This is a genomic window from Aneurinibacillus sp. UBA3580, from assembly GCF_002375825.1.
In the GTDB taxonomy this organism is placed as follows: domain Bacteria; phylum Bacillota; class Bacilli; order Aneurinibacillales; family Aneurinibacillaceae; genus Aneurinibacillus; species Aneurinibacillus danicus.
The window spans coordinates 29,750-39,602 of record NZ_DFMZ01000046.1 but is presented as its reverse complement, the minus strand read 5'-3'; the positions used below and the strand labels follow the sequence as shown (position 1 = coordinate 39,602).

The 9,853-nt window shown below is 52.6% G+C and carries 12 protein-coding genes; all 12 read left to right on the top strand.

Annotated elements, in window-relative coordinates; genetic code table 11:
- The first annotated feature begins 99 nt into the window (after positions 1-99).
- Positions 100-1,611: a cobyric acid synthase gene (locus B2899_RS07390; RefSeq protein WP_286884740.1), complete on the top strand. Its 1,512-nt coding sequence runs from the start codon at positions 100-102 to the stop codon at positions 1,609-1,611.
- Positions 1,612-1,624: 13 nt separating this feature from the next.
- Entirely contained in the window at positions 1,625-2,275 is a 651-nt protein-coding gene (locus B2899_RS07385) for a precorrin-2 dehydrogenase/sirohydrochlorin ferrochelatase family protein (RefSeq protein WP_170230147.1), read from the top strand.
- 13 nt (positions 2,276-2,288) lie between these two features.
- Positions 2,289-2,948: a 5,6-dimethylbenzimidazole synthase gene (gene bluB / locus B2899_RS07380; protein ID WP_286884735.1), complete on the top strand. Its 660-nt coding sequence runs from the start codon at positions 2,289-2,291 to the stop codon at positions 2,946-2,948.
- Positions 2,932-3,480 carry a cob(I)yrinic acid a,c-diamide adenosyltransferase gene (gene cobO, locus B2899_RS07375; RefSeq protein WP_146808696.1) on the top strand — a complete coding sequence of 183 codons (549 nt, stop codon included), beginning with the start codon at positions 2,932-2,934 and terminating at the stop codon, positions 3,478-3,480. The genes bluB and cobO overlap by 17 nt, the downstream gene beginning before the upstream one ends.
- Positions 3,480-4,586: a threonine-phosphate decarboxylase CobD gene (cobD, locus tag B2899_RS07370; protein ID WP_286884743.1), complete on the top strand. Its 1,107-nt coding sequence runs from the start codon at positions 3,480-3,482 to the stop codon at positions 4,584-4,586. The genes cobO and cobD overlap by 1 nt, the downstream gene beginning before the upstream one ends.
- On the top strand, positions 4,583-5,131 hold the full coding sequence (gene cobU / locus B2899_RS07365) for a bifunctional adenosylcobinamide kinase/adenosylcobinamide-phosphate guanylyltransferase (RefSeq protein ID WP_286884733.1): 549 nt from the start codon (positions 4,583-4,585) through the stop codon (positions 5,129-5,131). Before cobD ends, cobU begins: the two co-directional genes overlap by 4 nt.
- Positions 5,128-5,871 (top strand): adenosylcobinamide-GDP ribazoletransferase, encoded by a 744-nt coding sequence (gene cobS / locus B2899_RS07360; protein WP_146808694.1) that lies wholly within the window; start codon positions 5,128-5,130, stop codon positions 5,869-5,871. The genes cobU and cobS overlap by 4 nt, the downstream gene beginning before the upstream one ends.
- Positions 5,868-6,455: a histidine phosphatase family protein gene (locus B2899_RS07355; RefSeq protein WP_170230146.1), complete on the top strand. Its 588-nt coding sequence runs from the start codon at positions 5,868-5,870 to the stop codon at positions 6,453-6,455. The genes cobS and B2899_RS07355 overlap by 4 nt, the downstream gene beginning before the upstream one ends.
- Positions 6,456-6,586: 131 nt before the next feature.
- A complete protein-coding gene (locus tag B2899_RS07350) occupies positions 6,587-7,456 on the top strand; it encodes a kinase (RefSeq protein WP_286884731.1) in 870 nt (289 codons plus the stop codon).
- A complete protein-coding gene (locus tag B2899_RS07345; protein WP_286884730.1) occupies positions 7,453-8,157 on the top strand; it encodes an adenosylcobinamide amidohydrolase in 705 nt (234 codons plus the stop codon). The genes B2899_RS07350 and B2899_RS07345 overlap by 4 nt, the downstream gene beginning before the upstream one ends.
- A 2-nt stretch (positions 8,158-8,159) precedes the next feature.
- Positions 8,160-9,122, top strand: a complete 963-nt coding sequence (gene cbiB / locus B2899_RS07340) for an adenosylcobinamide-phosphate synthase CbiB (RefSeq protein WP_414631756.1) — start codon at positions 8,160-8,162, stop codon at positions 9,120-9,122.
- A 126-nt stretch (positions 9,123-9,248) separates the two neighbouring features.
- A partial coding sequence (locus B2899_RS07335; protein ID WP_286884725.1) for a DUF4230 domain-containing protein occupies positions 9,249-9,853 on the top strand: 605 nt, incomplete at its 3' end.

The window sequence follows — 9,853 nt, the reverse complement described above, 5'->3', positions numbered from 1 at the left end:
TCAATGTAGAAAAAGGCGAACGCCTTTTTCTTCCCTGGCTCTCCTTTCCTCCTTCTCTCCTTCTTTCCTCACGATTTTCACAGAAAAAGGGGGAATTAGATGAAGGCGATTATGCTGCAGGGTACATCGTCGGATGTAGGCAAGAGCGTGTTATGCACCGCGCTCTGCCGTATCCTGTATGAAGACGGATGGAAAGTGGCTCCGTTTAAATCACAGAATATGGCATTAAATTCTTATATTACGCGCGACGGCAAAGAAATCGGCCGTGCGCAGGGAGTACAGGCCGAAGCGTGCCGCATTGAAGCAACCGCAGACATGAATCCGATCTTATTGAAGCCGAAGCAGGATATGATTGCCGAGGTCATTGTACGCGGCGAGCATTATGCCGATATGGGCGCGAGCGCATATCGGAACGATTATGTGCCTACGGCGATTCCCATTCTGCGGGAGTCGTTGAACAAGCTGGCGGAAGACTATGAGGTGCTTGTCATTGAAGGCGCGGGCAGTCCGGCGGAGATTAATCTGAAAGACCGCGACATCGCCAATATGAAAGTGGCAGATCTGGTTGACTCTCCGGTGCTGCTGGTTGCGGACATCGATAGGGGCGGCGTATTCGCCTCGCTTGTCGGTACGCTTGCCTTGCTGGATGAATCCGAGCGCGCACGCGTCAAGGGATTTATCATCAATAAATTTCGCGGAAAATTCTCTCTATTAAAGCCAGGGCTTGACTGGCTGGAGCAGCATACCGGAATCCCGGTAATAGGAACGATTCCCTACGCCGATATGGGCATCGACGCCGAAGATTCCCTGGCGCTGTCCTCGCTTCGATTGAAAAAGCGGGACGAGTCGGATAAGGCGCTTCGCATTGCGGTCATTCGGTTGCCGCGTATTTCTAATTTTACTGATGTGGACCCGCTTTATGATGAGCCGGGTGTCACGATACGGCTTATTGCCTCGGCGGCGGAGTGGAACAATCCGGACGTGGTTGTGCTGCCGGGTACAAAGAATACGACAGACGATTTGCGGTGGCTGAAGCAAACCGGGCTGGCCGAGTTAATCCGGCAAGCATCGGACAACGGTGCGTATGTTGTCGGTATTTGCGGCGGCTATCAGATGCTGGGCAAAGAATTGCATGACCCGGATGGGGTGGAGTCGACATATAGGCACAGTCAGGGACTTGGGCTGCTGCCGATTCATACAACATTCCATGCCGGTAAGCGTACGGTGCGCGTGGAAGGAGAAGTATGCGGCGCTTCCTTTGCAGCCGGTCAGGAGGTAACCGGATATGAAATCCATCTGGGGCAGACTGTAAGGGAAGATGGCAGTCGTCCCCTGTTCCGGCTTACTGACGGTCATACGGACGGTACAATTGCCGACGATGAGGCCGTATGGGGTACCTATCTGCACGGTGTATTCCACAACCGGGCGTTTACCCGCGCATGGCTTAACCATATCCGTGTGCAAAAAGGTATGGATCCGGTAAGCGAGGAAGTGCGGACTGAATCAGAACGGCGAGAGGCCAGTTATACGGCGCTGGCGGCACTTGTACGAGAGCATCTGGATATGAAAAAGTTGTATGAAATTATGGAGTTACCGCTTCCTGTTACATAAGGAGGGCGTATTGATGACAGACCGTTTGTACCCTGTGCTGCTGCAATTGAAAAACAGGACCTGCGTCATTATTGGCGGTGGCGGCGTGGCGGAACGGAAAGCGATGACACTGTTGCAAACAGGCGCATCCGTTGTCGTGGTCAGCCCTGAGTTAACCGAACGGCTGCAAGATCTGGCGCAAGCCGGCCGTATTGTCTGGCGGAAAAAGGCATTTACCCCCGAAGATGTGCACGGCGCTTTCCTTATCTTTGCGGCCACAAATCATCCGGAAGTGAATCTGGCCGTTTATGAAGCGAAAGAAAGCGGCCAACTGCTTAATATCTCTGACCGGCCCGACTTGAGCACATTTACCGTTCCGGCCCAACTGCATCGGGGGAAGCTGCTGTTGACCGTATCGACGGAAGGAGCCAGTCCCGGTTTGTCGCGTAAGCTTATTGAAGAGTTGGCGGAGAGGTATGACGAGGCGTATGAAATCTATCTTGATTTCCTGGCTGAAACCCGCAGGTTGATTTTAGAACAGGTGGAGAATCCAAAGAGACGCCGACGCTTGTTTAGAGAATTGCTGGCGGATGAGTTTCTGCTTGATGCCAGAAGAAAGGATACGGATCGTCTCTGGGAACGGTTTATGAAACTGATGCGGGAAGAAGGCGAAGAAGATACATAAGGAGAGGAGCACCATGAAGTTTACTGAACAAGAAAAGAAGGCGGTATACAAGGTAATTAAAACGCGGCGCGATGTCCGGTCTTTTCTTCCCGATCCCCTTCCTATGGAAGCAGTGCGGCGGATTATCGAAGCCGCTCACTTCGGTCCGTCCGTCGGCTTTATGCAGCCGTGGAATTTCATCTTAATTACGTCCGATGAAGTGAAGGCGCGACTTGCCTGGGCGGCGGAAAAAGAACGAAAAGCGCTTGCCATCCACTATGAAGGGGAGCGGGCGGAAAAGTTTCTCGGATTGAAAGTGCAGGGACTTCAGGAAGCCCCCCTGACCATCTGCGTAACGTGTGACCCGACGCGCGGCGGGTCACACGTGCTGGGCCGCAATTCGATTCCGGAAACCGATATCATGTCAACGGCCTGTGCCATCCAGAATATGTGGCTCTCTTCATGTGCAGAAGGCATCGCGATGGGCTGGGTCAGCTTCTATAAGAAAAACGATGTGCGTGATATTCTTGAGCTGCCGCCGCATATAGATCCTGTGGCTCTGCTCTCGTTCGGCTATACGGACCACTATCCCGCCGCACCGATCCTGGAAACGGAGAAATGGGAGAAGCGGCGCGTGCTCGATACGCTTATTTATCATAACAAATGGGGGGAACAGTATGAATCAACCGGATAAACAGCGGGGGTTGATCCTTGTCTATACAGGGGACGGCAAAGGAAAAACGACGGCGGCACTTGGGCTTGCGGTCCGGGCCACGGGCCGCGGCAAGCGCGTATTGATGATTCAGTTCATCAAATCGCCTGATCGGACATACGGCGAGAAAATACTATTTGATAAAATTGGTATCGAAATGCACCAGAAAGGCATCGGCTTTACCTGGTTAAAAACGCCGGAGGAGCACCGGGAAGCGCTGAAAAGCGCCTGGGCTTTTACTAAAGAAAAAGTGATGAGCGGCGCGTATGACGTGGTGATACTGGATGAGCTGAACAATGCGCTCGCTATCAATTCATTTCCGATTGACGATGTGCTACCGCTTCATGAAGTGCTGGAGCTTATTGAGGGACGGCCGTACGGCATGCACATGGTGATTACCGGTCGGAATGCACAGCAGGCTATCATCGACCGGGCCGATTTGGTTACGGAGATGAATCCTGTCAAGCATTATTACGATGAAGGCATTCCGGCCGTGCTGGGGATTGAGTTTTGATGGAACATCTGGAACGGTTCGGACATGGCGGCGATTTGCTGACCGCCTCCGCGCTGTTTGGCATAGAAGCGGATCAATTACTTGACTTCAGTGCTAACATTAATCCGCTGGGTCCGCCGTCCGAAGTGCTTGCAGCGATGGAGCATGAGATGCAAAACGTGGTTCATTATCCTGATCCGGCGCACCGCGGGCTCCTTCGCGGGTTGGCGGAGAAATACGGAGTTCCGGAGGAAATGCTGCTTATTGGAAATGGCGCCGCTGAATGTATGGCGCTTATTCTACTGGCGCTTTCACCACGAAAAGTTGGTGTGATTTACCCCTCGTTTGTGGAATACACACAGCTTTCGCGCCAGTATGGAGCAGAAGTAATTGGTTGTGTCGGAAGGGAAGAAACGGGTTTTCTGCCTCCTATAGAAGAACTGCAGCCGCTGATAGAAGAAGTCGATGCTCTTTTTGTAGGTCATCCGAATAATCCGACCGGGCTTATGTATTCAATGGAAGAATTGCGTCGTTTGGCTGCCTGGGCGGAAGCGGGCGGAACATATCTTATCCTTGATGAAGCGTTCATTGACTTTTTGCCGCAGTATACTGAGAATACGCTGCTCGGAGAATTGACATTGTATCCACACGTCGTTTTGCTTCGGTCACTAACGAAGTTTTATGCTATTCCGGGCCTGCGTCTCGGATTTGCGGTGGCTCATCCGCATATGATTGCACGCATGAGAGGCAAGCAGGTACCCTGGAGCGTCAACCGCCTGGCGCTGGCGGCCGGAGAAGCATGCTGCCGGGTGGGAGAGTATGAAGCCGCTACCCGTGAGTTGATTTGCAGAGAGCGTGAATACTTACGCCTGGAGCTTTCCGATAAATTGGGTTTTCAGGTATGGCCGGGACAGGCGAATTTTCTGCTGGTGCGTCTTCCTGAAGGACAAGAGGCGGAGACGCTGCAGACAGAGCTGGGCCGACGCGGGATTATGATTCGCAATTGCGCTATGTATCCGGGATTAACTTCACGGGATTTTCGTATCGCTGTGCGGTCGAGAGACGAGAATAATCGGCTGCTGCAAGCGCTTGTGGAAGTCGGGGAGAAGGAGAGAGAGAAGCTGTGAGTATCGTGCTGGTTACAGGGGGTGTGCGATCCGGCAAGAGCGCATTCGCGGAACGGCTGGCCCAAGAAAAAAGCGCATCGGTTCTGTATGTGGCAACAGGCGTATGCAGCGATGAGGAAATGGAACAGCGTATCACATTGCATCGCAGGCGTCGGCCCGCTTCCTGGGGATTGGCTGAAACTCCGTGCGATGCCGACGAGATGGTCGCCTCCTATTCCGCTTACGATGTTGTGCTGTTTGACTGTATTTCCACCTGGATTAGCAATCTACTTATCGATGTCCCGGAGGAGAAGTGGCGTGATCCGGCCGAGACGGAGCGGATTCTTGGTAAGATAGACCGCTGGCTCTCCGCCGTTCGGGACTACCCGGGTACGATCATTGCTGTCACCAGTGAGACTGGATTGGGCGGTGTCGCGATGTCGAAGTTGGGCCGCTGGTTTCAGGATACGCTTGGTGAGGCCAATCAGCGGATCGCGTCGGAAGCGGAAGAAGTGTACGCTGTGCTGTCAGGCATTCCATGGAAGATTAAGGGGGAGGGCGTATGAATGCATTTTTTCATGCCGTCGCTTTTCTTACCCGCATACCGGTCCCGTATCTAAGCAAAGACGCAAAAGATTGGCAGCACAGTGTCGCATTCTATCCAGCGGTCGGCCTGCTGCTGGGGTTTTTGCTATGGGGAAGTTCCTGGCTTGTCGGATGGTTGCTGCCTGCTCCGCTTGCAGCCGTATTGACGTTAACCCTTTGGATATACAGTACAGGCGCCCTGCATTTGGACGGATGGATGGATTTGGCGGACGGACTGGGCAGTCATCGGGACCGCGAAAAAATTTTCGCCATTATGAAAGACAGCCGGGTAGGCGCTATGGGGGTTACCGCAGCGATTCTCTTGTTCATGGTGAAAATAACGGCTCTGTACGAAATCATCACAGGCCACCTGAATTTCTGGCTGCTGCTTCCGCCGCTGCTTGCGCGTACGGCACTGGTGGGCGCTATCTGGTTTTGGCCGTATATTACAGAAAAAGGACTCGGGACCGGGCTGCGCGGCGGCCTTTCCGGGTGGAAGGTTGCGCTCGGTTTCGTACTTGCACTTGGTATTACCGCTGTGCTATACAATGGGGCCGGCATTTTTGTGCTTGTAGTTGCGGGTTTCGGAAGCTGGCTGTTTCTTCGCGGTGTGTCGCGCCGATTGGGTGGCTTGACGGGCGACTGCTATGGAGCACTGGTCGAATGGACGGAAGCGGCCGCGCTTGTATGCATCATCGCTGCAGGGAGGCTTTGGCCATGAGATGGATATGGGTACGGCACGGTGAGACGGCGGATAACCGGGAACGCCGCTATCTCGGACATTATGATGCGCCGCTTACCGACCGCGGGAAAAAGCAGGCCAAAGCCGCAGCCAGGCGGCTTGAAAAAGAAACCATTCACTATGTATATACGAGCGATCTGGAACGCTGTCGGGAGACGGCAGCCATCATTGCCTCTCCGCACAGGCTTGCTGTGATGGAAGTTCCGGAGCTTCGTGAGCTCAATTTTGGACGCTGGGATCGAAAAACATATGAAGAAATTATGCAGACCGATAAACAATTGGCAGAAAAATGGTATAATAACCCGTACGAAACTGCACCACCGGGCGGGGAAAGTCTTGCTGAACTCGGAAATCGTGTCAGCCGCTGGTTGTTCGCATTAGAGAAACAAATGCATCCGGATGAGACGGCTGTACTGGTTACGCACGGCGGACCGATTCGCTGGTTTCTGACCGGCCATGTCACAGGGAAGCCGTCAGCGTTCTGGTCTGTGAGAGGACCGGGCACAGGTGAAATTTTCATCGTAGATAAGCATGGACAAACATGGAGTTCGCCTTCATTATAGAAAATGACCATGGCATCTCAGCCGCAACCCCGATATGAAAATGCGGAGAAGAGCGGCTGACTTTTGTGGTATGAGGAAAAAGAGAGAAAAAATGAAAAATAGAGAAAACGGATAGGAAAAGAGGAGAAACCATGAAAGCAACCACAGGCACAGCGTGTCACACGTTTGGCGAGCTGCTGCAGGGACAGAGGGAAGGTGTGCCCTTTCTTGTCTCGCTGCCGATCGCAAGCTATGTGAATGCAACGTTTTACCCCTCCGCTTCCGGCGAATTGTTGACGTCGCCGCAGAAGATTAAAGTTCGCCGCATTCTGCGTCATCTCATGAGAGAATATCAGATTTCGATTCAAGGAACGCTCCTGCTCGAACAGTCACTGCCTGAAGGTAAGGGATTTGCGACGAGCACAGCGGATATGATCGCCGCTTGCCGCGCCGTATCGAAAGCGTACAAATTGCGCTTGCTGCCCCAGCATATTTCCTCGATGCTGGTCCAGGTCGAGCCGACCGACGGGATTATGTACGAGGAAGTAGTAGCGTACCAGCATCATCACGGGCGCGTTGTGGCCAGTTTGGGACAGCTCCCCCCCATGAAGATTATAGGGGTGGACCGGGGCGGTAAAGTGGATACCGTTTCGTTTAATAAGCGTCAGGCAGCCTATACGCCGCAGGAGGAGAAAGAGTACGACCATCTTTTGCTGAAACTTCAGGAAGCTTTTCGGACAGGCGATAGTGAGCTGATCGGTCACGTGGCGACACGTAGTGCGGAGATGCATCAGAAGCGTTTGCCGCATCCGGATTTTAATGAATTGAAAGCGCTTTGCCAGGATATAGGAGGGCTTGGTGTCGTCGTGGCTCACAGCGGAACGCTTGCCGGCATTTTGTTGGATGCAAGTTCCTCGTCCTGCGCACATCAGACTGATGTGCTACGCCAGTGCATGGAGAACTGGCACCGTTCGATTTATACATTTGACACCGCCAGAAACCAGAAAGGAATTACCGTATGACTCAGCCGTTTCGCCATTGTACATCGTATGTTTCCGCCGTATGGCCGGATATTACTGTCGACTATGCGGACGATCATCTGCTGATTACGTCTGCCGAACCGTTAACCGCGGTCAGCAGTGCGCTTTGGCGGGGTGGGTGGACGACGGCAACTCATTTCGTCAATTGGAAGGTACCGCTGACATATCGGTGCGAAAACCCGACAGAGATGATGCGGGAACAAATGGCGGTATGGGGCTATCCCGCGGACGCTGCGATTGGCCTGCAGACCGCTGCTAAGATTACGCATGCCGCACTGGAAGAAGAAGCCGGGGATCGCTATCGTATCGTGTGCTGTGCTACGGCCGGTACGAGCAACGGCGCGCGCGCCGGAAAAATCAGAGAGACATTCTCTGCCTATCAATGCGGTACGATTAATATTTTCCTGCTCATCGACGCCCTTCTGACGCCGTCGGCCATGATTAACGGTATTATTACCGCTACCGAAGCGAAATCGGCCGTGCTGCAGGATCTGCAGATTGTGGATGAAGACGGTGAGATAGCGACGGGAACAACCACCGATTCCATTGTTCTGGCTTCTACGCAGAAATTCGAATACGGAGCGCCGCACCGGTTTGCCGGAGCCGCTACTACTATCGGCAACGCGATTGGACGCCTTGTCTACAAAGCGGTCTATGAAGCGGTCGCTACGCAAGGAGAATGATAATGCTTGAGCGTGCATGTATTATCCTTACGGCCTATATTATTGACCGCGTCATCGGAGATCCGCGCTGGATCACGCATCCGGTTGTCTATATGGGGCGTGTGATCACCTGGTTAGAAGCAAAAATTCGAATGTTTTTCCCGCGGGAAGAACAGTTGAAGCAGGCCGGTATATTATTTCCTATTATTCTTGTCGGAGGCAGCTTCCTGTGTATGTGGGGCTTGCTTACGCTCCTGCACCTGATTCACCCTTGGCTGGCCTGGGTGGCGGAAGCGTGGTTCATCTCGACGACGATTGCCACAAAAGGATTGGCGGAAGCGGGCATGGGCATCTACCGCTTGCTGAAGCAAGGGAAGATGGAGGAGGCGCGTCATGCGCTTTCCATGATCGTCGGACGTGATACAGAATCCCTTAACGAACAGGAAGTATCGCGAGGTGCCGTGGAGACTGTGGCGGAGAATATTGTGGATGCGATTCTGTCTCCGCTATTTTATGCCGCCATCGGGGGGGCACCGCTGGCGATGGCATACCGGGCTGTCAATACACTCGACTCGATGATCGGTTACAAAAACGAAAAGTACCGGAATTTAGGCTGGGCATCGGCTCGCTTCGATGATCTTGCCAACTACATACCGGCCCGCTTGGCCGCACTTACGCTTGTATTCGTAAGCTGGGTCATGCGTCTGGATTCTCGAAACTGTGCCATTGTCATTCTGCGTGACGCCAGACGCCATCCGAGTCCGAACAGCGGATTTACTGAGGCGGGAGTCGCCGGTGCGTTGGGAATTCAACTTGGCGGTACAAACTATTATCAGGGCATTCCCTCTCACCGTGCAAAAATGGGGGAGGCGCATCGACCTATTGAACCGAACGATATTAAAGAGACAGTCGATATCATGAAGTGGGTATCTTTTTTCTTTCTTCTCCTCTGTTTGCTTAGCATACTTACGCTCGAATGGATATAATATATAAACTGGGATATTATAGTAAAAGTCGCTCATTTTGCCCAGCGACTTTTTTTGCTTTTTGGCGTCAAATTAATGTGAAAAAGAAGTACGTCACCCAGAGGTACTGAAGTAGGAGGAGAAACGGTGAACAACAGGGACGATATGCTGCGGTCAAGGCGTGATGCAGGGCGCGGACAAAGGGGGGCGACTATTTACCGATTGCCATACGCGGAGATGGAACAGGGGCCGAAGAAGAAAAGAAAGCTTCGCTCATGGTTTCCACGATCGCGCTGGGTGAAAAAAACAAGGAATTTGGCGGGCGCGGTGATAGTGGGGATCGCTGTACTCGGTACCGGTGTCTGGGCAGGAAACCAGTGGTTTGGTTCGCCGGATGTTACCGGTCAGACAGTCGTTCAGGAGATTCGGGATTTGTCGTATCTAACGACGGCAGAGGCAGTAGTAATGACGACGTTGGAAGGAGAAGACGCGTATCGTTTCTACAATGTTGAACTTCCGGGTACAAAACGTTTTTTTCATATTGATGTACCGGCTAAAATCCTCATTGGCATTGATTTGAAAAAAGTAACTCCTTCAGATATTGCAATTGATCAACAAAATAAACAAATGACAATTACACTGCCGCGGGCGGATTTTTTACAGGAACCGAATATTGATATTGATAAAGTGAAAGTATTCTCTGAGGAAGAGATCTTTCGGAAGAAGATGACACCGGATGAACAGCAGGAATT

Coding starts and splice junctions, on each gene's coding strand:
- cobO (WP_146808696.1), top strand. CDS start 2,932: ATGAATCAACCGGATAAACAGCGGGGGTTGATCCTTGTCTATACAGGG.
- B2899_RS07390 (WP_286884740.1), top strand. CDS start 100: ATGAAGGCGATTATGCTGCAGGGTACATCGTCGGATGTAGGCAAGAGC.
- B2899_RS07385 (WP_170230147.1), top strand. CDS start 1,625: ATGACAGACCGTTTGTACCCTGTGCTGCTGCAATTGAAAAACAGGACC.
- cobD (WP_286884743.1), top strand. CDS start 3,480: ATGGAACATCTGGAACGGTTCGGACATGGCGGCGATTTGCTGACCGCC.
- bluB (WP_286884735.1), top strand. CDS start 2,289: ATGAAGTTTACTGAACAAGAAAAGAAGGCGGTATACAAGGTAATTAAA.
- B2899_RS07350 (WP_286884731.1), top strand. CDS start 6,587: ATGAAAGCAACCACAGGCACAGCGTGTCACACGTTTGGCGAGCTGCTG.
- B2899_RS07355 (WP_170230146.1), top strand. CDS start 5,868: ATGAGATGGATATGGGTACGGCACGGTGAGACGGCGGATAACCGGGAA.
- cbiB (WP_414631756.1), top strand. CDS start 8,160: ATGCTTGAGCGTGCATGTATTATCCTTACGGCCTATATTATTGACCGC.
- B2899_RS07345 (WP_286884730.1), top strand. CDS start 7,453: ATGACTCAGCCGTTTCGCCATTGTACATCGTATGTTTCCGCCGTATGG.
- cobS (WP_146808694.1), top strand. CDS start 5,128: ATGAATGCATTTTTTCATGCCGTCGCTTTTCTTACCCGCATACCGGTC.